Here is an 18,528-nt window from a genome sequence, read left to right as displayed (position 1 = left end):
CGCTGCGCAAGAAAATCGTTGGTGCCCCGAGCCGGAGCCCAAACTGTAGGAAATTCAAAGGGTTGGAGGGTGTGCGCGTAAATTCTGCGGAGTAGGAAAGTATTTTTGCAGAGGTCGCAATGCTGAACAGGGAGGGGAACAGCGTACTGGCGCCGCCCCCACCTTCCGTCCTTCAATGCCGATCCTGATACTTGCCGGCCCATTCTAACACCTCGCTCGCGCGGAATAACGGCTGCCCCCGGCCGCCGCCGACGACCGGCAAGCGGATCGCTTTCGGGAAGTCCGGCAGACAGATCATCCGATTGCGCACCTGGGTCTCGCTCCGTTTGAGCACGCGCGCAATCGTCGCCACGTCCCACATGTCGATCTGCACCGGGATTGCCGGCTGCAGGTGCTGGGCGACCGCGGCCGCCATCTGCTGAATCAGTTCGTTTTCGCTCATCTCTTCGTCCTCCTATTCCGTTCCTGATTCCGGGAAGCGCCGGCGCTCGATGCGCGGTGGCGTCTCCCCATACCCAATTCGTATTGCCGACGGCGGTACCGGCTGGCTACGCATGGCGCGCCGATCGAGGCCGTCGCGGCGCTCAGGCAACAGCTGCTCTGGCGTGCGCGTTCGCCAGCGGCGGTCTCCCTTTCGTTCATTCATGCGGCAGCTCCTGGCATCGTTGTGGCCGTGCTAAGATTTCCCAATGAAAATTACGGTCAAATTGCTGAATAACCCGGTTGTACTCGTCACCTTGCTCGCGCTTGGCTGCGTCACAGACCTCATCCTGTTGGGTCAAGCCTACGAACTGAGCAAATCTGACTGGGGAACTTGGGTCGGATCTATCGGAACGGTTGCGACGCTGGCCATGACTATTTGGTTGGCGACCGATGCATCTCGCACCAAACGCAATGAGCAACTCAACCTTGCTCTTGTAACAGCAGCTCATTTCAAAGTAAGGCTCCGAAATGTAGTTCGTGTACTGGCCCAGGCGCGTAACGCCTTGGCGACGCCGCTCAACCAGCCCGACGACCCGAGGGTAATGTTCGGCGACATCTCTCAGCGTTTTAGCGATGATGACCTGTGGACAGCAGACGAACTGGTACCTCTCGTATATCTGCCCAACCAGCTCGCAGCAAGGCTGGCGTGGATCGGCACACGTGTAAGATCCTTGCGACTCGAGTATAGAAACTACAGTGCAGCAACCGAGCCCATTGAATGGGATGTAATGGAGCTGCTGTCGCGGACGATTACATACGAATTGAACGAAAGCTTGGCCGAGATCCAGCGTGTCATGGCCGAGCTGACCAATTTCCAGATAAAACACAACTTCGAGTTTGCCGTGCCAAGGTATAACCAAGCACACGCCGCAGAGCAAAGCTGATGGGCACTGTCGCTTTTGCGTACCTGCATCCATGATTCCGATCTGGCTCATGCTGCAACCCTCGCGATCTCGCGTTCGTGTACAAAGTTGGCGCGAATCAGCGCCTCCGACAGCGGCGGGCAAACGCTGTTGCCGCACATGCGCACCTGGGCCGACTTCGTCAGGCGCACGCGCGGCAGCGATAGCGGATTGGACGCGACCTGGGCGCCGTCGCGGAACAGCAGCGCTGGATCGGGAATCTCGTCGATGACGTAGTGCTCCGGAAAGCCCTGCGCGCGGTACAGCTCGTGAGGCTCCAGCATGCGCAAACCGATGTCGACGATTTCGTAATCCTCGCCGTGGATCGTCACCAGTCCGAACCGGTGCTTCGTCGTGATCGTGTGCAGCGGCTCCTCCAGGCGTGGATCCTGATCTGCGCCGTAGTACTTGATCAGAAATGCGCGAACCTCCGCATGGTGCTGGCCCTGGGCGCTGATCGTGTGCAACGGCTCGTCCATGCTGGCGGCGCAGCTGGTGCCGCGAAGTTTCACAAGGTTGCTGGTCACCAGCCCGAGCGCGTGTGGCGCGCCAGCGGGGTTTTCCTTCGGGCCGGCCGTGATGGTCGGCATTGGGTCGGCCAAGTCGCTGCCGGTCGAGCCAGTGCGAAACTTCGTCAGGTGAGCGGTCACCAGGCTGTGGTGGTCGGTCGCGGTCACAGTACCGATTGGGTCGTTCAGATCGGAACCCACCACGCCGGTGTAGTGCTTGGCCAGAAAGGCCTGGACCAGCCCAAAGTGTCCACCCTTCACTTGTGCGCAGATGGTGCGCAGCGGCTCGTCCGCCGGCATCACGCGCTGCGTGCTGGCGTTGGCATGCTCGTTTAGGAATGGCGACACCAGCATTGGGCCGTGCGGCACAACGAACGGCTTCTCGGCCTCGACTACATAGCGGATGATGCCCTTCGCCACGCGGCGCAGGGTGTTCTCGGCGAGCGGGCGCTTTCGGCTGAAGATCGACGGGCACGGCAGCGACCAGTCGATGCATTCGGCCGCGGTGCGGTACGGGCGCATCTTTCCAGCAAGGACAGCAGGCAGATCAGGTGCGCCGTGGGATGCCTCTGGCCATTCGATCGGGATGCCGTCGCGGCGCGCCACTAGGAAGAACCGCTTCCGGATGGTCGGCGTGGCGTGGTCGCTCGCGCGCAGCTCGCGGTAATCGACTTTGTAGCCGTGGCCCCTTAGCTGGCGCACGAAGCTGTCGAAGGTCTTGCCGCGGCGAGCCGGGTCAGGCTTCCAGTTGCCGTGTTCGTCTTGGATCAACGGCCCCCACGTCTTGAACTCCTCGACGTTCTCCAGCATAAGGACGCGGGTCTTGGTCAGTGCGACCCAGCGCAAAGCGATCCACGCCAGGCCACGAATCTTCTTCTCGACCGGCTTGCCGCCCTTGGCCTTGCTGAAGTGCTTGCAGTCGGGCGAGAGCCAGACCAGGCCGACCGGCTGGTTGCCGGTTACCTCAATCGGATCTACGTCCCACACGCTCTCGCACAGATGCTTCGTGTGCGGGTGGTTGATGGCGTGCATGGCCAGCGCTTCAGGGTCGTGGTTAATCGCGATGTCGACCGGACGGCCGAACGCGCGCTCAAGGCCTGTACTGGTGCCGCCGCCGCCGGCAAAGTTGTCAATGATAAGCTCGCTGCCGAGGTCGAGCGCCATTGTCATGAGGTCGCGCTTCATGATCAGGCCGCCTCGCCCAGCAGCGACTTCTGATCCGGCTCTACGTTCACGGCGTCGCCTTCCGACAGCAGCTTCGAGCGCTCCTCAGTAACGGTAGTCACGTCGTTGCCCTTGCCATCAGCCGAACGGCTCAGGTAGTCGCTTGCCCTCTCGCGCCAGGCGGCGCCATGCTGTTGATAGAGGTTCAGCAGAAAATGGATCACAGCCGCCTGCTCGCTCTCGGCCCGCCTTTGGATGTCGTGGCCCAGCTGGCGCAACCGGTTCGCGATACCTGCACAAGCGAAGTTCGGGCGGCCCAGGATGAACTGCGTGTCCTCGTTCAGCGGCAGCAGGTGATGGCGCGCGGCGTGCGCGCGAAGGTCGGCGATCTCCGCTTCCATGGCGCGCTCGACGTCGTTCGGTGCGTGTAGTGGGAAGTCTGGGCCTGCGCCGATGCGCTCGCGCCAGGTGCGGATGGCTGGGGCCGCGGCGGCGCCGCTACTTTCGTTCCGTTGGGTCATCGCTTCTTTTCTCCTGTCTGTCTTCTATTTAAATGCCACGGGGCCTGCAGCTTGTCCTCGGCGCGGCGGCGCAGCGCGCTCTGCAGCTCGAGGTCGAGGCGCGTGATCGTCAGCTGCTCGAACAGGGCGCGGGCCATCTGCTCGTCGCTTCCGTACAGCGCACGCGTCTGTTCGAAGGTCGTGGCCGGCTGAACTGGTTCCGCTGCGCTCACGCAGGTTCACCGTGGGTCGGCGCGGCCGGCATGGGCATCCAGTGCGTGACGCGCTCCGTCGTGATAGGCATCGCATCTACATACCGCCACACGTCGCCGTCGCGGTAGCCTGGCCACACGTCGTCGTCGTTCAGTGCGAGCAATACCAGGGTGTCGTCGTCGGGCAGCACAGTGTCGGCCTCAGTCCACTCCATCGCGCTCATGCGCACACCTCTTCGCGGGTGAGGGCGCGCAGCGCCTGCGCCGCCGTCTTCGCCTGCGCGATCGCGTCGTCGAGCGCGTTGTGGTGCGTGCCGGCGCTGCGGTCGACCTGCAGGCCGGCCAGGTCGTACAGCGTGCGGGTGTCACGCACGTTCCAGAACTCCCAGGGCTGCGCTATGCGACAGGCACGGTAGGCTGCGTCGAGCAGAGGGACGTCGAAGGTCGCGCCATGGCACCAGGGCTTCTTCGCACCCTGCATCTCGAACCAGTAGGCGAATTTCTGCAGCACGACACGCAGCGGCGCGGCGTCAGCGCGGAACGCGGCAGTGCGCGCCTCCTCGCTCTGTTTGATCCACCAGCTGACCGTACCCGGATCGATGACGAGCCCGACGTCGATGCACGAAGACAGCAGCACAGGTGCATAGAAGGTTTCGCCCAGGCCGGAGGGCCCGAACATCACGGCGCCGATGCTCAGGATGGCCGAGCCAGGCGTGGTGCCGAGCGTCTCGGTGTCGATCATCACGTCGACCATCGTCGGACGGGCTGGCTGCAAGTTGTCGTTCATTTCTCGCTTCCTTGGTGGTGGTTTGTGATTCGGTATTCGAGCGCCCAGGACTCGGCCAGATCGGTATCGGCGCGGGCTTCGTAACGCTGGATCTCGCCGACGAGGATGAGGAAGGCCAGCACGAAGAGGAGCGCGGCGCCGGCACGGCGGATCATGGCGCCTCCTGGATGTCGTTGGCCTGGAGCTTCTTCACGTCGACCTGGTCACGGCGCTGCATGTGCTTGCGGGCGACGGCGCGCAGAACTACGCGCAGGGTAGGGTTCTTGAGCATTTCGTCGATCGAGGCCGTTACGCACAGCATGCGGTGGGCGATCTCGAGCGAGATGCGGTCAGGTTCGGCGTGCACCATTTCAGCGCGCGCCGGCGACGACGGTGATGCCGCACGGCTGGTCGCCCAGCAGCTCGGCGGTCAGAAGGGCGGCTTCACTGCTCGTGCGCGCCAAGGCGCTGAAGGTGACGCAAACAGTGGCGGTGCGCGCGGTGATGAGGAAGGGTTTCATTCAATTCTCCAAGTCGTCGCTCGGCGAATGCTGAGCTCGTTTCGTTGGAGATATTAAACACCATGTTTATAGAGTGAGTCAACACCTTGTTTAATTTAAGTTAGCTTGGCGGCGCTGGCGTTTAACAGCTCGACTACAGGGGCGAAAAAAAGCCCCGACTCGCGGGGCGCTAAATATGGGTAGGGCGCGTCGCCTAGGTCAAGCTGCTGGCGAATTTGGCGTGGCCCATTTCGTATAGCGACTTGTTCGCGCAGTGCTTGTTCCACGAAGCGTCTGAAGTACTGATTGATTTGCCCGCAAACGATGCGTGCTCAAGATTCATCCCACCAAACCCATTCCGTGCACGATAGACCACGCAAACTACACTTCCGTCATCGTTCGCACGAATGTCCTGCCATTTAAGCGAATCCGGATCGCGCATTGCTGACTTGATCGATGTGAGGACGCCAACGGTGGCGGTGAATCGCTTTTGTGCGGCAGCCTTAATTGCAGCTTTCTCCGCCATCTGTGCCTCGGTCGGCTGCGGCGCTGAAGGAGGAGCAGGCGGAGGCGGGCTTATCGTATTTGCGATGGTACTGAGCACAAAGCCGCCCAGGATTATGATCGAAATGGCGCCGAGCCGCCCAATCCGCGGCTTAGGTTTTGCCCCGCACCCTGGACACGCTGACGCTTCCGAGCTAATCACACGACTGCATTCCGCGCATTTTATCAATGCCATTTCTCATCCTTATTCGGCATCAGGGCGTGCCGGCGCGCCAGATTACAGACGTCCAGTTACGACGCGCCCAGGCTGATATACGACCCGGCCAACGATACTGCATTGCCCGCTTCGCACGTTTACAGGTTCGTGATCCGGGTTGATCGAATACAGATACCACTGGCCGCCTCGAAGCAGCAGCTGCTTAATGCAGGCCTCGCCATCGAAGTTGATTGCATATAACTCGCGGCTGATCGGCTTCGTGTCAGACGTGTCAATAATCACCACGTCGTCCTCGAACATCATGGGCTCCATGCTCGTCCCGCGAACGCGCAGGGCGAGCAGGTTCTTCGGATTCAGCTGTAGGGAGGACAGGACAGCAGTGGGGATCTGCTCGTGTCCGTCCCCATTCATGTCCGGCTCGGTGTCGAAGTTCGCAACACCGGCGCGCAGACGTAATTTGACCCGCGGGATAGACACTGCTTCTGCGTCGTCCCCAGCGCGCACCTGCTGCGCGCCGGCTACGTTGCCAGATGCTTCGACGAATGGAGACTCATACGCTATTGAAACTGCCGCAGCAGGCGTCGACCGAACCATCGTCATTTCCCCCTCGCCAGTTTCCAACCACGTTGCCGAGCAGCCGATGTCAGCTTGGGCCTTGACTAGGCCAGCTTTCGACATGCCGCGGCTCTCCCAGTTCTTGACCGTTTGAGACGACTGGTTGAGCGCTCGCGCGAGCTCAGCTTGGGTCTTAATGCCCTTGAGCTCCTTGGCCGCGTGGTACAGCCGTTCCATTTGTATGTGCATCTGGCAATTATCCCGGTAACTAAACAAGATGTGTTACACGCTGTGTTGACTTGATATTAAACATGGTGTTTAATTGAGGCATCGTAAATCAATGGATGACCTCAATGTCAGCAGATAAAGACCTGATCGAGAGCCTGGGTGGCCCAGCGAAATTGGCCGCTCGGCTCGGGTGCAGCGTGCAACGCGTCCAGAACTGGAAGGAGCGAGGAATCCCCCCTCGCGTCCGACTCGACAATCCGGACGTGTTCCCTCTACCGCAGCCACACGGATCGAAACAGGCAGAGCCTCAGGGTCAATGATCTCGAAGCTTTTTCTTCGCCGGAAAAGTTGCCTGTAGGAACTTGATCGGCGACGACTTCAGTCTCCATTTTCTCGGCTTCACGATTTCAGTGTTGCCAGAGTAACAGTGTGTTAAGGAAATAGCATGCGGAGCAATCCACACAATCCAAGCAAAACCCGCATCGCCATGTACCGCGAGTGCCTCGACGAGTGGCGCAAGCGCGAGGGCTGGAGTCGCGAGACCGTCTGCCAGATGATCGTCGAGGCCCACCAGCGCATCGGCGGCCCGGCTGCGACCGGAATCCGCTTCGAGCCGCCGACCACCGATACCTACGAGCGCCAAAAAGTGAATGCCGAGCGGATCTTCCGCTGGCTGGACGACGTCTCGAAGGACAAGAACCTGCTGCCGGTGAACTTCGAACCATCGATCGAGGAGGCCATGCCGATCGACATCTATCTGAAGTTCGAGAACATGCGTCTGGCACGCAAAGGCGTTGAGTTGCGCGTGGTCGAAGCTGAGCCGCGGCCAACCCTGGACGTGACACCGCACCTGCGTGCCCTGGTGAAAGAATCGGCTGAGGCCACGACCTCCCTGCTGAGCATCGGGCCGGACGCGACCGTCGACCAGTTGCAGCATGCGTGCCGCGAGCTCCAGGAAGCTCAGGACTCGGCAGCGTCGGCGAAGCGTGATCTCCAGTGCGAGATCGCGCGCCGCAGCGGAGCAACGCAATGATGAGGGCCAACGACCGGAAAGTGCCGCTGGCCCAGCTGCTCTGTGCAGTAGAGGACGTCATCGCAGCTCGTCCGCGCGGCATCATCGAAGTCGCACGTGAACTGGGCTATTCGGTTGGCGCAGTGCGCGCAAGGCTGGAGCAGCTCGAGCTGGAGCAGCGCGCCCACCGTCGCCAGATCGCGATCAAAGGCTGGTGTGGGGTGGCCTACCTCTGGTACGCCGGCCCGGCCGACACCGCTGAACTCAAGCTGGGCGAGACGTTGGTGGCCCAGGGCGCGCCAAACCGCGAAGAGCAGGCGATGATCCCTTTCCAGTCCACCGTGCGCACCTTCCCAGCCATTAACCGCCGAGACCCACTCGTAGCCGCGCTGTTCGGCCCAGCCCCTGCGCGTCAGGTGGCTGTATGAAACCTATCGATATGACCATTCTGCCGGCCCCGCTTACTCCTGCCGACTGCAACCTCCAGGACTTCGCTTTCATGCCACTCGACGTGGCGCGCCTGCGCGACAGCGACATGGCCGCCTATCAATCGCCCGAATCGTGCTGGGCCGCAGTGCTCCTGTGGAGCGCAGCCTGGCACCAGGTGCCGGCCGCCTCGCTTCCAGACGACGACCGCTTCCTCGCCAAGGCTGCAGGCTATGGCCGCGTGGTCAAGGAGTGGATGAACGTGCGCGAAGGCGCGCTGCATGGCTGGGTGAAGTGCGCCGACGGCCGTCTCTACCACCCCGTAGTCGCGGAGAAAGCGCTGGAAAGTTGGCGCGCGAAGCTGCACCACGCATGGAAGAAGGAGTGCGACCGCATCCGCAAGGCAAACAAACAGCGTGAAGCCGAAGGGCGTACGCCGCTCCTGCTTCCACTGGAACCTAACCTCCTTTCCGACGCCATTCCGCAGGAAACCGCAGCAATTCCGATGGAAACCAGCACCACTTCCGCTGGAACATTCAAATTAGCCTGCGGAATTCCGGCGGAAAAGCCTCTTAAGGGAGAGGGAGAGGGACAGGGAGAATTAAAAACATCCCCCAAACCCCCTGACGGGGGCCTTGTGCCGGCCAGGACGAAACCGGGAGCGGTCGCATTGCAGACCTTCCTCGACGCATGCGCGGCAGCTGGCGAACGGCCGCTACGGGACTACGAGCCGCTGTGGCGCTACGCCGAGGGCGCGGGCCTGTCGCAGGACTTCGTCGCCCTGGCCTGGGTCGAGTTCTGCCGCCGGTTCCGCCCTGGAGGCACCGGTGACGCGAAGCGCTACAAGGACTGGCGCCAGGCCTTCCGCAAGTACGTCGAGGGCAACTACCTGAAGCTCTGGGCGATCGACGGCAACGGCGCCTACTTCCTGACCACGCTGGGCAAGCAGGCCCAAAAAATCCACGAATCGAAAGAAGCGGCATGAGCACCGACATCAAACCACCACCCCACAGCATTGAAGCTGAGCAGAGCGTCATCGGCGCCCTGCTGCGCGACAACGACGCGGTCGACCGCATGGGCGACCTGCGCGCCGAGCACTTCTTCCTGGGCGACCACGCCACGATCTTCCGTGAGCTGATGCGCAACCTGGCCGCCGGCCGTAGCTGCGACGTCATCTCACTGGGTGACGCGCTCGGCGCCAAGGTCGCCAGCGGCATGCAGTACCTGAACGCGATGGCGCAAAGCACTCCGTCGGCCGCCAACATCGGCCGGTATGCGGGGATCGTGCGGGACAAGGCGATCAAGCGCGGGCTGATCCAGTTCGGCCGCGACGTGGTGGAGGCCGCGACCAACTCGGCCTCGGACGCAACCACGCTGCTCGACCAGGCCTCGTCGGCGCTGGAAAAGCTGGCCCTGGCGCGCACGCGGGTCGAGCCGGCCCTGGCCGCCGACGAGCTGACCGCCCACGTCGAGGAGATCGAGCGCCGCATGGCCGGCACCGTCAAAGCGATCTCGACCGGCTACGAGGCCGTCGACGACAAGCTGAACGGCGGAATCCGCCGCGGCGAACTGGTCGTCCTGGCCGCGCGCCCGAAGATGGGCAAGACCGCATTTGCCCTGAACATCGCCAGCAACGCAGCGGTGGATCACTCGGTGCTGGTGCTGTCGATGGAAATGCCCAAATCGCAGCTGCACGACCGTAACCTGGCCGTCCAGGGCCGTATCCCGCTCGAGCACCTGCTCAAGCCATGGATGATGACCGACACGGACTGGGCGGGGCTCACGCATGCGGCGCAGAAGATCTCTGCCATGCGGCTGCATCAGGACGATCAGGGCGGCCTGCGCCTGCTCGACGTGCGCATGAAGGCGAAGGGGGTGAAGCGCAAGCACGGGCTCGATCTGCTCATCGTCGACTACCTGCAGCTGATGGAGGGCGACGGCGACAACCGCAACGCCCAGATCGAGGGCATCACGCGCGGCCTGAAGTCGCTGGCCAAGGAACTGGACATCGGGATCGTGCTGCTGTCCCAGCTGAACCGAAAGCTGGAAGAGCGCCCGAACAAGCGGCCGATGCCGGCCGACCTTCGCGACTCCGGCGCCATCGAGCAGGACGCCGACGCTGTGGTCTTCCTGTACCGCGACGAGGTCTACAACCCGGACAGTCCGGAAAAGGGCGTGTGCGAGGTCGACGTGGCGCTTTGCCGACAGGGCGCGCCGGGCCGCGCTGCGCTGGCCTACATCGGCGAGCAGACCCGCTTCGAAAGCCTGGCGCGCGGCTGGGTGCCGTCGAAGGCGCCAGAACGCCGCGGTAACCGCGGACTGGCGGCCCACCTATGAGCGCGACCGTTTTCAAGAAAGGCCGGATCTACCACTTCCGCTTCCAGGTCGCCGGAACACGCGTGCAGCGCAGCACCGGTATGGCCAACAAGGTGGCGGCCGAGCAGCTGGCCAAGCGCGAACATGACGCCGCGGTGATCCGAGCCAACGGCGGCGAGCCGGTGCCGACGCTCGACGAGCTGGCTGGCGCCTGGGTGGTGGTGCACAGGCCGGTGGTCAGCGCAGCGCACATCCGCAGCGTCGAAACGTTCCGCCGCCTGCACATGTACACCCTGGGCAACACGCCGATCGGCGACATCACGACCGAGGCCGTCGAGCTGGCGCGCATCGAGCACCTGAAAACGCACAAGCCGGCCAGCGCGAACCACTGGCTGCGCATCCTGAAGCTGCTGACGATGTGGGCGGTCAAGCGCGGCACCCTGGCGAAGTCGCCGTGGCGCGTGCAGATGCTGAAGGTGCAAAAGCGGCCGCGCTCGTTTCTGCCGATCGACGTGGCGCGCACCTGGTTCGCCGCCGTCGACGAGGTGACGAAGCGGTCGCCCGGCGTCGGCACGGCGGTGCGCCTGATGTTCGGCCTGGGGCTGCGGGAGGGCGAGTCGGCGTCGGCGCGCTGGGAATGGATCGACTGGGAGCGCTCGACGTACACGCCAGGGATCACGAAGGGCAGGGAGGCCGAACCGGTACCGCTGCCGGACTGGCTGCGCGCGCACCTGCAGCCCGGGCGCCAGGTGGAAGGGCTCATCGTCACCAAGCCGAACGGCCAGGCCTTCGCACCCGGGTTCGCGCGCCAGGCCATGCGCCGGGCGAACACGGCCTGCTCGGTCAAGGGCATCACGCCGCACCGCCTGAGGGGTACCTTCGCGACGCTGCTGTCCGAGGCCGGCGTGCCGATCCAGACCATCCAGCAGGTCATGCGCCACAAGAACCACGTCACCACCATGGGCTACCTGGAGAAGAACCTCGGCCGGGCAGCCCACGCACAGAACGTGATCGCCGAAAAAGCCGGGTTCGGTGGCGCGAAAGTGGCGCGCGAGACCGCAGAAAGCCTTTAGATAAAGGCACTCCGGATTATCTACAGTCATCGGTAATTTAGCAGGCGGCCGGCATCGACCGGCGCCGTCAACACAGGAGAGCGTGAGTGAGCATCAAGGAAAAAACCGACGCGGAGCTGGTCGCCGACGCGCGACAGCTGACGGAGGAAAGCAACCGACTGCACCGCGAAGTGGCCCGGCGCGGAATTACGATCGACTGGGTCTACGGCGAGACCCCAGGCACGATCGATTACAAATACAGCCGCGTTACAACGGAGTCACTGTGATTCGCGGCCGCGGTCCAGACGACATCTGCGCGCTCTGCGACGAATATTCGGTCAGGGCGGCTGATCCCAAGCATGCGGCGCAGGGCAAAGGCTTGTGCCAAAAGGGTGAGCAGGGCAAGCCGCTGGTTCACGTCGACTGGGATAGCGGAACGTGCGTGTCGTACCGGCTCGACTGGCCAAACCTAGCGGCGCGCCGGCAATACGTGGCGATCCAGCGTCGCGCGCGCGACAATAACACCGACAATGCAGAAATAGTTCAATGACACGCGGAAATTTCTGGATGGCATTCGTTAACATGGGGGCTCACTCAACAGGAGAAAGTAATGTCCCTTACCGCGACGCTCGGCATCTTTACCGCACCTACCTTGCGTCGTGTCCGTCGCGAGGAGGTGGCGAAACCTGCTTTCAATAAGCCTGATCCGTATGCGCTGCTGATGGCGTGCTGGGTCGATCACATGCGTACCAACGACCGCGACCTCAGCGCCGGCGGCATGAAGTTGGCCACCGACGCCGGGCAGGAAATCGATGTCCACGCAGCGCAGCGCGCTGCCGACCTCAAGACCGGCGAGGCCGTAGGCGTCATGATCGATGGCCTCTCGCAGCTGCACCGCTGGGCGATCTGCAAGAGCCAGGGCATTTCGCGCGGCTGGCGGTTTCCGAATGCTGACTACGCCACCGCTCTCCAGGAGGCGCGGGCCGAGCTCGAAGAAAAGCTGCGGAAACACATTGCAACACGGCTGTATTTTTTGTAGAGTAGCGGCACTGGGCGATTTCGCACGTCCAGAGAAAAGAAAGCCCGCTACTCAGCGGGCTTTTTGCTTTGGGAGTCAGCCACGCCGTAGGTGGTGCTTAGGCTTGAACATCCGAGATCGTCATATACACGACTTGCTCGGCCGAGAAGTAGTAGACGCGTTGATCGCCGTTGAGCATGAACGTTCCATTGCCCAATGAAACGACCTGGCCTTTGCGGCTTTCATTGTTAGTGAACGTGATAGTCCACTTCGTATTCCCGTTGGTATCGAAATTCTGGCTCCCGTGAATAGTTGCAGCTGTAACGATGTCTACCATTTCCATTCCTTTCTAGAAAATTACAAATATAGCATCTGTGCGCCAGCGGTGGCTGGCACAGGCGACCGCACCCCAGGCGCGCTACGCCGCCGGACGCTGTAACCGGCAAGAATGTCTCCGTCCAGATAGTCATCTGGTTTGCCGCCTGCTGCAACTATGCACAGGCGGTTTTTTTATTCCGAGGTGCGTGATGACCGAAGCTGACGCAGAAGGCTGTGACCCTATCACGGTTAGGGTCGAGATCGACGGCATCGTGGTTCAGCGCCGCGCCGAGCTGCGCGTGCTTGAGTATGACCATACCGGCCGCGCGACCATCTCCTGTATGGCGCCGATCATCGAAGAAGGCGAGCTGCTCGTTGAGCGTATCGGCGAGATTCCGTTCATCGTGCGCATGCACGGAGCGGGCGAGGCGCCAAAAGCGGCAAAGACTGACTCAGTCCGCCACATGCAGGTGACGGTCTACAGGGATCACATTATCCGTACAGTATTCGGGCAGCGGCCTGCGCTCCTGTTTAAGGAGGTCGACAGTGACGCGCTCGGCCGGGTGTGCGAGCGTTTAGCCGACGCTGAGGATGCAAAGCGGATCATGCGAAACAAAGGCTACGGGCAGCCCTGGACAAGCTTGGTCGAGCTGGCGCGGCTGCTGCCGGACGCAAACGCACGCAAGGGTGCTGTTGCGGTGCGCTGATGGTCTGGGGAACGAAGAGCCGACACGAGCGGGGCTACGGCACAGCCTGGGTCAAGCTGCGCACCAGGATCATGGAGCGCGACTGCGGCCTGTGCCAGGTGTGCAAGAAGGACGGGCGCGTGACCGTTGCATACGCTGTCGACCACATCGTCAGCAAGGCCAACGCGGCGCGCCTCAGGTGGACGTCGGAGCAGGTCGACCACCCGAGCAACTTGCAGGCGATCTGCCGGCCATGCCACGACGTGAAGACCCAGGAAGAGCAGGGAAAGGCGAAGCACAAGCCGGTGCGCATCGGCATCGACGGCTTTCCAATCGAGGAGGGGGAGGGCGGGTAAAAAGTCCACAGCCCTCATCGCTAAGTACCGTCCGAGTTCACGGTTTTTGAAGGAACACACATGCCAGGCCCACCGAAGAAAGCGGCGACGCTGAAGTCGATCTCCGGCACGACGCAGCCATGCCGTGCGGCGCCGGCGCCAGCAGTTGAACTGCCGGTGCTCGACAAGGTGCCGTCGGCGCCGGACTGGCTGCCGAACGCGCACGCCGTCAAAGAATGGAACCGCCTGGCACCGATCCTGACCGCAAACAAACTGCTGACTGAGGGAGGCCTGTCGGCGCTCGCCCACCTGTGCGCGATGCACGGGAAGATCGTCCAACTGTACGCCGCCGGCGAGGCCCCGACCGCCAGCATGGCCAGCACGCTGCAGAGCATGATCAACGACTTCGGCCTGACGCCGGTAGCACAGGGGAAGGTGAAGATGAATGGCGGCGAGGAAAAGAAAGGAAACAAGTTCGGCAACAACGGCAAGCGCGCCGGAGCAGCGTGATTACATCCAGGTCGCCATCGACTATGCGAAGGACGCAGTAGCCGACAAGAAGGGCAAGCGCTTCGGGCGCTGGGTGCGCCTGGCCGCCGAGCGGTTCCTAAACGACCTGAAGCGCGCGCGGTACGACCACGCCAAGGGCACATCGAAGGCGACGCCGAAGAACGCGCCCTTCATGTTCGACGCCTGGCACGCCTGGGATCCGTGCGACTTCATCGAGAAGCTGCCGCACGTCGAGGGCGAGTGGGACACGCCGACCGTCGTCATGCACGAGTCGCACATCTTCTTCGTCGTGAACCTGTTCGGGTTCCGCAACCACGACGGCACGCGCCGCTTCAGCACCGCGCTGTTCGCCGTGGCCAGGAAGAACGCCAAGTCGTTCCTTTGCTCGGCGGTGCTGCTGTACTGCTTCTGCTGCGAGGCCGGCAATGGCCCGCAGGTAATCAGCGCGGCAACCACCGGCTCGCAGGCGCGCATCGTGTTCAACGTCGCGAAGCGGATGGTCGAGCTGGTGTCGGACCTGCGCGAGGCGTTCACCCTGGAGCCGTTCGCCAACGCGATCGCGCGCTACGAGGTGGGCGGCACCTTTAAGCCGATCAACGCCAAGGCCAGCACGCAGGACGGCCTGAACCCGTCGCACTGCGGGATCGACGAGATCCACGCCCACAAGAATCACGACCTGCTGAACGTCCTGAAGTCAGCGGCCGGCGCGCGCAAGAACGTGCTGTTCGTCTACACCACGACCGAGGGCTACACCAACCCGGGCCCGTGGGGCGAGATTCGGCACTTCGCCAAGCAGGTGCTGCAGGGCGTTGTCGAGGCCGACCACTTCCTGGCCGTCTACTTCGCGCTGGACGACGAGGACAAGACCGCCGGCATCGAGGCCGACGGCGACTTCGACGAAACGAAGTGGATCAAGGCGAACCCCCTGATGGAGGTGAACCCGCTCCTGATGAAGGAGATCCGGAAGGAGGCGGTCGAGGCGAAGGCCATGCCCGGGCGCCACGCCGAATTCAAGATCAAGCGCCTGAACCGACCATCCGCTGCGGCTGGCGGCTGGGTCAACCTGGTGAAGTGGAAGGCCTGCAAGGGCACCGTCGACCTGGAATGGCTGCGGCAGTTCCCCTGCTGGGGCGGACTCGACCTGGCCAGCACGCGCGACCTGACGTCGTTCCGGCTGGTCTGGAACGTCAACGGCGTGCTGTACACGCACGGCTGGCGGTTCGTGCCGGCGGCCGCGGTGGCCGGGCGCACCGAGCGCGGCCTGGTCCCGTACCAGGCGTGGGTGCAGGGCGGCTTCCTCATCGAGGCCGGCGCCGAGGTCACCGACTACGACGCCGTGCACGCCTGCATCCTGGCCGCGAAGGAGCGCTTCAACATCCAGATGATCGGCTTCGACTCTTGGAACGCGAAGCAGCTGGTGCAAAAGCTCCAGGCCGAGGACGTGCCGCTGCAGGAATTCATCCAGGGCGGCAAGAGCTACCACCCCGCAATGCAGGCGCTCGAGCTGGCGTACGTTGAGGGCAACCTCGCGCACGGCAGCGACCCGGTCCTGAACTGGTGCGCATCCAACCTGGTCGCGCGCACGGATCCGAACATGAACACCGCGCCCGACAAGAAACGGGCACCGGAGCCGCCGAAGAAAGTTAAGAAGGGCTTCGTGACGCTCTGATAAGGAAGATATGGAACTGGAATTATTCGACGCGGTTGGCGCCACAGCCCACTGGCGGAAGGAGCCGGCGCAGGTTGAGAACGCCACGAAGCTGATCCGCAGTAGTGACCCGCAAATCATCGCTCACCTCGGCGGCGTCTCGGCTACCAGCGGCTTTGCGGTCACGCCGGACACCGCTATGCGCGTGTCGGCGGTGTTTGCTGCCGTGCAGCTGCTGGGCGGCGCCATCGCCTCCATTCCTGTGTCGATCTTTCGAGACGATCCAGCAGGGCGCCAGAGCATCAATCCGGAATTGTGGTGGCTGCTGAATGAACAGCCGATCGGCAACTGGACGGCGGCTGCGATGTGGGAATGGGTGATGAAGTCCATCTGCCTGCGTGGCGACGGTTTTGTCGAGATCGTCCGCCGTGGCGCCGACGTGAAGAACCTGCGGCCACACCACCCCGACCTAGTTAGCGTGCGCCGCATCGAAGACACGCTGATCTACACAGTCACCGACGAGACCGGCGGCGTGCGCACGCTTCACCAGGACGACATGCTGCACTTCCCGGGCTTCGGCTTCAACGGCACCCGCAGCATGTCCGTGATCGCGCACGCGGCTTTCCAATCGATCGGCATCGCGCTGGCCACTGACGCGTTGTCGGGAAGCTTCTACGCGAATGGCGCGGCGCCGAAGCACGTCATCACGACCGAAAAGGAGATGGACGAAGAACAGGTCATGATGCTCCGCAACGAGTACAAGGCCAAGAATGCTGGCGTCGGGAACGGCGGCCTGCCTCTGGTGCTGACCGAAGGTTTGAACATCCGGGAAATGAGCATGACGGCTGGCGACGCCCAGCTTCTCGAGTCTCGCAAGTTCCAGGTGATCGACATCGCCCGCGCCTTCGGAGTGCCGCCGCACATGATCGGCGCGCAAGAGACCACCAGCTCCTGGGGCACCGGCATTGAGCAGCTCTCGATCGGCTTCATCCGCTGGGCGCTGCAGCCGCACATCAACCGCATCCGGCAAGAGCTGAACCGCAAGCTGTTCCGTCGCGCCTCGCCTTTCGTTGAACACAAGATGGACGCGTTGCTCGCGGGCGATACAAAAGCAGAGGGAGAGCGCAACCGCCAGGCAATCGGCGGATCGCAGGGCCCGGGCTACATGACCATCAACGAAGTGCGTGCTGGCCTCAACTTGCCGCCGATCGCAGGTGGCGACGTCCTGTACACCCCGGCAGCGGCCGCCAAACCGAAACCCGAACCGAAGGAAGAAGATGAAACAACTGGTACAACTGATCCGCAATAACGCTCGGCGGGAGCCGGCGCGCATCGCCGCCGAGAACGAGCCGGACACGCTGTTCCTGTACGACGTCATCGACCCGTACTGGGGCATCGGTGCGAGCGACTTCAACAAGGCACTCGCTGGCATGGCCGGCAAGAAGGTCACCCTGCGCGTGAACTGCCCTGGTGGCGACGTGTTCGACGGTCGGGCCATGGCCGCGGCGATCGCACAGCACGGCGACGTGCACGCGGTCATCGAGGGCGTCGCCGCCAGCGCAGCCACGTTCGTCACTGCGGCGTGCGCCTCGATCACGATCGCCAAGGGTGCGCTGTACATGATCCACAACGCCTGGACGATGGCCTACGGGAACAAGTCCGACTTGCGCCAGACCGCCGAGCTGCTCGAAACGATCGACGGCACGATTCTCGACGACTACGAGCGCCTCACCGGCCAGCCGCGCGAGCAGCTNTTCCTAGCGACCGCCTGCCAAAGCCCCCATGGCGGCGTTGCATTGTCTTGCCGGAACAAGTCCGACTTGCGCCAGACCGCCGAGCTGCTCGAAACGATCGACGGCACGATTCTCGACGACTACGAGCGCCTCACCGGCCAGCCGCGCGAGCAGCTCGCCGCCTGGATGGACGCGGAGACCTGGTTCAACGCCGACCAGGCTGTCGAGCATGGCTTCGCCGGATCGGTGGCCGAGGTTGCCGCCGCGAAAAACTCGTGGGATCTGTCGGCCTACAACAATGCACCGAAGCCGCCGCCGCCTGCCGACGACGACTCGGCATGGGAAGCACTGCGCCAGCGGAACATGAACCGCCTGCGCATTCACGAACTCGGATAGCGCGCTCGCGCAATCCAGTCACCGCCGCCTCGAGCGGCTTTTTTTACGTCTGTCACACAAGGAAAACGGATGAAATCGATTCAAGCATTGCGCGAGCAGAAGCAGAACCTCGCCCGTGAAGCACGCAACCAGCTGGCCCAGAAGGGCGACCGCACCTGGACNAAAACGGATGAAATCGATTCAAGCATTGCGCGAGCAGAAGCAGAACCTCGCCCGTGAAGCACGCAACCAGCTGGCCCAGAAGGGCGACCGCACCTGGACAAAGGAAGACCAGGCCATCTTCGACAAACGCTCCGACGAAATCGAAGCGATCGACAACGAGATCGCGGCAGTCGAGCGCGTGATGGCCATGGAAGTCGAGAACGACCACAGCGACGTGGAGCAGTTCCGCCGCCCGCCGGAAAACAAGGCCGAAGCTAAGGGCCGCGAGATGTTCGCCAAGCTGGTGCGCTTCGGCCCGTCGGCCCTGTCGACCGAGGAACTGCAGCAAGTTCGCAACACGATGTCGACCGGTACCGGCTCGCAGGGCGGCTACACC

The 18,528-nt window shown here is 62.9% G+C and carries 28 protein-coding genes and 1 pseudogene; 17 read left to right on the top strand and 12 right to left on the bottom strand.

Annotation, left to right across the window (positions count from 1 at the left end; translation table 11 throughout):
* Nucleotides 1-172: 172 nt before the first annotated feature.
* A complete protein-coding gene (locus tag ASF77_RS07990) occupies nt 173-442 on the bottom strand; it encodes an AlpA family transcriptional regulator (protein WP_056337353.1) in 270 nt (89 codons plus the stop codon).
* Nucleotides 443-689: 247 nt separating this feature from the next.
* Here ASF77_RS07990 and ASF77_RS07985 point away from each other — a divergent pair, with 247 nt between their 5' ends.
* Nucleotides 690-1,367 (top strand): hypothetical protein, encoded by a 678-nt coding sequence (locus ASF77_RS07985; protein WP_056337350.1) that lies wholly within the window; start codon nt 690-692, stop codon nt 1,365-1,367.
* Between the two features lie 47 nt (nt 1,368-1,414).
* Here ASF77_RS07985 and ASF77_RS07980 read toward each other — a convergent pair whose 3' ends face one another.
* The 10 genes from ASF77_RS07980 to ASF77_RS24515 form a co-directional block, all read right to left on the bottom strand.
* On the bottom strand, nt 1,415-3,079 hold the full coding sequence (locus tag ASF77_RS07980) for a DNA cytosine methyltransferase (RefSeq protein WP_200934148.1): 1,665 nt from the start codon (nt 3,077-3,079) through the stop codon (nt 1,415-1,417).
* A gap of 2 nt (nt 3,080-3,081) precedes the next feature.
* Entirely contained in the window at nt 3,082-3,579 is a 498-nt protein-coding gene (locus tag ASF77_RS07975) for a hypothetical protein (protein ID WP_056337348.1), read from the bottom strand.
* Nucleotides 3,576-3,791 (bottom strand): hypothetical protein, encoded by a 216-nt coding sequence (locus ASF77_RS07970; protein WP_056337345.1) that lies wholly within the window; start codon nt 3,789-3,791, stop codon nt 3,576-3,578. Before ASF77_RS07970 ends, ASF77_RS07975 begins: the two co-directional genes overlap by 4 nt.
* Nucleotides 3,788-3,994: a DUF551 domain-containing protein gene (locus ASF77_RS07965; protein ID WP_056337342.1), complete on the bottom strand. Its 207-nt coding sequence runs from the start codon at nt 3,992-3,994 to the stop codon at nt 3,788-3,790. Before ASF77_RS07965 ends, ASF77_RS07970 begins: the two co-directional genes overlap by 4 nt.
* The gene (locus ASF77_RS07960) at nt 3,991-4,557 is read right to left on the bottom strand and encodes a 3'-5' exonuclease (RefSeq protein WP_056337339.1); all 567 of its coding nucleotides are present in this window, start codon (nt 4,555-4,557) and stop codon (nt 3,991-3,993) included. The genes ASF77_RS07965 and ASF77_RS07960 overlap by 4 nt, the downstream gene beginning before the upstream one ends.
* The gene (locus tag ASF77_RS24170) at nt 4,554-4,712 is read right to left on the bottom strand and encodes a hypothetical protein (protein ID WP_156648802.1); all 159 of its coding nucleotides are present in this window, start codon (nt 4,710-4,712) and stop codon (nt 4,554-4,556) included. Before ASF77_RS24170 ends, ASF77_RS07960 begins: the two co-directional genes overlap by 4 nt.
* Nucleotides 4,709-4,906, bottom strand: coding sequence for a hypothetical protein (locus ASF77_RS07955; protein WP_056337335.1), 198 nt, complete (start codon nt 4,904-4,906; stop codon nt 4,709-4,711). Before ASF77_RS07955 ends, ASF77_RS24170 begins: the two co-directional genes overlap by 4 nt.
* Before the next feature lies 1 nt (nt 4,907).
* Nucleotides 4,908-5,057, bottom strand: a complete 150-nt coding sequence (locus tag ASF77_RS24165) for a hypothetical protein (protein ID WP_156648801.1) — start codon at nt 5,055-5,057, stop codon at nt 4,908-4,910.
* A 193-nt stretch (nt 5,058-5,250) separates the two neighbouring features.
* Entirely contained in the window at nt 5,251-5,562 is a 312-nt protein-coding gene (locus ASF77_RS24160; RefSeq protein WP_156648800.1) for a hypothetical protein, read from the bottom strand.
* A gap of 255 nt (nt 5,563-5,817) precedes the next feature.
* Nucleotides 5,818-6,549: a S24 family peptidase gene (locus ASF77_RS24515; RefSeq protein WP_229445333.1), complete on the bottom strand. Its 732-nt coding sequence runs from the start codon at nt 6,547-6,549 to the stop codon at nt 5,818-5,820.
* Nucleotides 6,550-6,985: 436 nt separating this feature from the next.
* Between ASF77_RS24515 and ASF77_RS07945 the strand changes: the two genes are divergently transcribed.
* The 8 genes from ASF77_RS07945 to ASF77_RS07910 all read left to right on the top strand — a co-directional run bounded on the left by ASF77_RS07945 (nt 6,986) and on the right by ASF77_RS07910 (nt 12,385).
* Nucleotides 6,986-7,573 (top strand): hypothetical protein, encoded by a 588-nt coding sequence (locus tag ASF77_RS07945; protein ID WP_056337329.1) that lies wholly within the window; start codon nt 6,986-6,988, stop codon nt 7,571-7,573.
* On the top strand, nt 7,570-7,980 hold the full coding sequence (locus tag ASF77_RS07940; protein WP_056337326.1) for a hypothetical protein: 411 nt from the start codon (nt 7,570-7,572) through the stop codon (nt 7,978-7,980). The genes ASF77_RS07945 and ASF77_RS07940 overlap by 4 nt, the downstream gene beginning before the upstream one ends.
* Complete coding sequence (locus ASF77_RS07935) at nt 7,977-8,963, top strand: DUF1376 domain-containing protein (protein ID WP_229445329.1); 987 nt, start codon at nt 7,977-7,979, stop codon at nt 8,961-8,963. The genes ASF77_RS07940 and ASF77_RS07935 overlap by 4 nt, the downstream gene beginning before the upstream one ends.
* Nucleotides 8,960-10,315: a replicative DNA helicase gene (gene dnaB / locus ASF77_RS07930; RefSeq protein ID WP_082493655.1), complete on the top strand. Its 1,356-nt coding sequence runs from the start codon at nt 8,960-8,962 to the stop codon at nt 10,313-10,315. Before ASF77_RS07935 ends, dnaB begins: the two co-directional genes overlap by 4 nt.
* Nucleotides 10,312-11,367: a site-specific integrase gene (locus ASF77_RS07925; protein WP_056337320.1), complete on the top strand. Its 1,056-nt coding sequence runs from the start codon at nt 10,312-10,314 to the stop codon at nt 11,365-11,367. Before dnaB ends, ASF77_RS07925 begins: the two co-directional genes overlap by 4 nt.
* 86 nt (nt 11,368-11,453) lie before the next feature.
* Nucleotides 11,454-11,633, top strand: coding sequence for a hypothetical protein (locus ASF77_RS07920; RefSeq protein WP_056337317.1), 180 nt, complete (start codon nt 11,454-11,456; stop codon nt 11,631-11,633).
* Nucleotides 11,630-11,896: a hypothetical protein gene (locus tag ASF77_RS07915; protein ID WP_056337312.1), complete on the top strand. Its 267-nt coding sequence runs from the start codon at nt 11,630-11,632 to the stop codon at nt 11,894-11,896. The genes ASF77_RS07920 and ASF77_RS07915 overlap by 4 nt, the downstream gene beginning before the upstream one ends.
* Nucleotides 11,897-11,956: 60 nt before the next feature.
* Nucleotides 11,957-12,385 (top strand): hypothetical protein, encoded by a 429-nt coding sequence (locus ASF77_RS07910; RefSeq protein ID WP_056337310.1) that lies wholly within the window; start codon nt 11,957-11,959, stop codon nt 12,383-12,385.
* A gap of 97 nt (nt 12,386-12,482) precedes the next feature.
* Here the strand turns inward: ASF77_RS07910 and ASF77_RS07905 are convergent, their stop codons facing one another.
* A complete protein-coding gene (locus ASF77_RS07905) occupies nt 12,483-12,701 on the bottom strand; it encodes a hypothetical protein (protein ID WP_156648799.1) in 219 nt (72 codons plus the stop codon).
* A gap of 190 nt (nt 12,702-12,891) precedes the next feature.
* On the opposite strand from ASF77_RS07905, the gene ASF77_RS07900 reads away from it, so the two are divergent.
* The 8 genes and pseudogenes from ASF77_RS07900 to ASF77_RS07870 form a co-directional block, all read left to right on the top strand.
* Nucleotides 12,892-13,389: a hypothetical protein gene (locus ASF77_RS07900; protein ID WP_056337304.1), complete on the top strand. Its 498-nt coding sequence runs from the start codon at nt 12,892-12,894 to the stop codon at nt 13,387-13,389.
* Nucleotides 13,389-13,724, top strand: coding sequence for an HNH endonuclease (locus ASF77_RS07895; RefSeq protein WP_056337301.1), 336 nt, complete (start codon nt 13,389-13,391; stop codon nt 13,722-13,724). The genes ASF77_RS07900 and ASF77_RS07895 overlap by 1 nt, the downstream gene beginning before the upstream one ends.
* Nucleotides 13,725-13,784: 60 nt before the next feature.
* A complete protein-coding gene (locus ASF77_RS07890) occupies nt 13,785-14,213 on the top strand; it encodes a hypothetical protein (protein ID WP_056337299.1) in 429 nt (142 codons plus the stop codon).
* A complete protein-coding gene (locus ASF77_RS07885) occupies nt 14,149-15,882 on the top strand; it encodes a terminase large subunit (RefSeq protein ID WP_082493654.1) in 1,734 nt (577 codons plus the stop codon). Before ASF77_RS07890 ends, ASF77_RS07885 begins: the two co-directional genes overlap by 65 nt.
* Nucleotides 15,883-15,892: 10 nt before the next feature.
* Entirely contained in the window at nt 15,893-17,170 is a 1,278-nt protein-coding gene (locus tag ASF77_RS07880; protein ID WP_056337294.1) for a phage portal protein, read from the top strand.
* Nucleotides 17,139-17,614 (top strand): annotated as a pseudogene (locus ASF77_RS25220) (head maturation protease, ClpP-related); the annotation flags it as partial. The gene ASF77_RS07880 and the pseudogene ASF77_RS25220, both read left to right, overlap by 32 nt.
* A 1-nt stretch (nt 17,615) precedes the next feature.
* Nucleotides 17,616-17,990, top strand: a 375-nt coding sequence (locus ASF77_RS24865; protein ID WP_229445323.1) for an ATP-dependent Clp protease proteolytic subunit, incomplete at its 5' end; no start/stop codon positions are given.
* A gap of 169 nt (nt 17,991-18,159) precedes the next feature.
* A partial coding sequence (locus ASF77_RS07870) for a phage major capsid protein (RefSeq protein WP_156648798.1) occupies nt 18,160-18,528 on the top strand: 369 nt, incomplete at its 3' end.

It is taken from the genome of Massilia sp. Leaf139 (assembly GCF_001424165.1).
Taxonomy (GTDB): Bacteria; Pseudomonadota; Gammaproteobacteria; order Burkholderiales; family Burkholderiaceae_D; genus Telluria.
Note: the sequence above shows the minus strand (reverse complement) of the source record. Positions and strands in the feature narration are given on the sequence as shown.

Bases quoted from the DNA above. Each gene is read 5' to 3' on its own strand.
- ASF77_RS07925 (WP_056337320.1), top strand. From the start codon at position 10,312: ATGAGCGCGACCGTTTTCAAGAAAGGCCGGATCTACCACTTCCGCTTC.
- ASF77_RS24170 (WP_156648802.1), bottom strand. From the start codon at position 4,712: ATGATCCGCCGTGCCGGCGCCGCGCTCCTCTTCGTGCTGGCCTTCCTC.
- ASF77_RS07885 (WP_082493654.1), top strand. From the start codon at position 14,149: ATGGCGGCGAGGAAAAGAAAGGAAACAAGTTCGGCAACAACGGCAAGC.
- ASF77_RS07910 (WP_056337310.1), top strand. From the start codon at position 11,957: ATGTCCCTTACCGCGACGCTCGGCATCTTTACCGCACCTACCTTGCGT.
- ASF77_RS07945 (WP_056337329.1), top strand. From the start codon at position 6,986: ATGCGGAGCAATCCACACAATCCAAGCAAAACCCGCATCGCCATGTAC.
- ASF77_RS07990 (WP_056337353.1), bottom strand. From the start codon at position 442: ATGAGCGAAAACGAACTGATTCAGCAGATGGCGGCCGCGGTCGCCCAG.
- dnaB (WP_082493655.1), top strand. From the start codon at position 8,960: ATGAGCACCGACATCAAACCACCACCCCACAGCATTGAAGCTGAGCAG.
- ASF77_RS07975 (WP_056337348.1), bottom strand. From the start codon at position 3,579: ATGACCCAACGGAACGAAAGTAGCGGCGCCGCCGCGGCCCCAGCCATC.
- ASF77_RS24160 (WP_156648800.1), bottom strand. From the start codon at position 5,562: ATGGCGGAGAAAGCTGCAATTAAGGCTGCCGCACAAAAGCGATTCACC.
- ASF77_RS24515 (WP_229445333.1), bottom strand. From the start codon at position 6,549: ATGGAACGGCTGTACCACGCGGCCAAGGAGCTCAAGGGCATTAAGACC.
- ASF77_RS07900 (WP_056337304.1), top strand. From the start codon at position 12,892: ATGACCGAAGCTGACGCAGAAGGCTGTGACCCTATCACGGTTAGGGTC.
- ASF77_RS24165 (WP_156648801.1), bottom strand. From the start codon at position 5,057: ATGAAACCCTTCCTCATCACCGCGCGCACCGCCACTGTTTGCGTCACC.
- ASF77_RS07905 (WP_156648799.1), bottom strand. From the start codon at position 12,701: ATGGTAGACATCGTTACAGCTGCAACTATTCACGGGAGCCAGAATTTC.
- ASF77_RS07955 (WP_056337335.1), bottom strand. From the start codon at position 4,906: ATGGTGCACGCCGAACCTGACCGCATCTCGCTCGAGATCGCCCACCGC.
- ASF77_RS07935 (WP_229445329.1), top strand. From the start codon at position 7,977: ATGAAACCTATCGATATGACCATTCTGCCGGCCCCGCTTACTCCTGCC.
- ASF77_RS07960 (WP_056337339.1), bottom strand. From the start codon at position 4,557: ATGAACGACAACTTGCAGCCAGCCCGTCCGACGATGGTCGACGTGATG.
- ASF77_RS07985 (WP_056337350.1), top strand. From the start codon at position 690: ATGAAAATTACGGTCAAATTGCTGAATAACCCGGTTGTACTCGTCACC.
- ASF77_RS07880 (WP_056337294.1), top strand. From the start codon at position 15,893: ATGGAACTGGAATTATTCGACGCGGTTGGCGCCACAGCCCACTGGCGG.
- ASF77_RS07940 (WP_056337326.1), top strand. From the start codon at position 7,570: ATGATGAGGGCCAACGACCGGAAAGTGCCGCTGGCCCAGCTGCTCTGT.
- ASF77_RS07890 (WP_056337299.1), top strand. From the start codon at position 13,785: ATGCCAGGCCCACCGAAGAAAGCGGCGACGCTGAAGTCGATCTCCGGC.
- ASF77_RS07965 (WP_056337342.1), bottom strand. From the start codon at position 3,994: ATGAGCGCGATGGAGTGGACTGAGGCCGACACTGTGCTGCCCGACGAC.
- ASF77_RS07895 (WP_056337301.1), top strand. From the start codon at position 13,389: ATGGTCTGGGGAACGAAGAGCCGACACGAGCGGGGCTACGGCACAGCC.
- ASF77_RS07980 (WP_200934148.1), bottom strand. From the start codon at position 3,079: ATGAAGCGCGACCTCATGACAATGGCGCTCGACCTCGGCAGCGAGCTT.